At 72.1% G+C, this 215-nt stretch carries 1 protein-coding gene; it reads left to right on the plus strand.

Annotation, left to right across the window (positions count from 1 at the left end; translation table 11 throughout):
• Nucleotides 1-215 (plus strand): tRNA nucleotidyltransferase/poly(A) polymerase-related protein (locus QWJ41_RS21730; RefSeq protein ID WP_500684579.1); only part of this gene is annotated, 215 nt, incomplete at both ends.

Below are 215 nucleotides of genomic sequence, written 5' to 3' on the forward strand. Positions count from 1 at the left end.
GTCAAGCTGGTGATGGGGGCCTACCCCCGGCGCGGGCTCACGCTGCTGGTCGACACCGGCCTCGCCGAGCTGGTGCTGCCCGAGCTGCCGGCCCTCGCGCGCGAGCGCGACGAGCACCACCCTCACAAGGACGTCTACGAGCACACCCAGACGGTGCTGGAGCAGGCGATCGACCAGGAGCAGGAGCGCTTCGGCGGACCCGACCAGGTCTCCCG

The organism is Nocardioides cremeus (assembly GCF_030518195.1).
GTDB classification, from domain to species: Bacteria; Actinomycetota; Actinomycetes; order Propionibacteriales; family Nocardioidaceae; genus Nocardioides; species Nocardioides cremeus.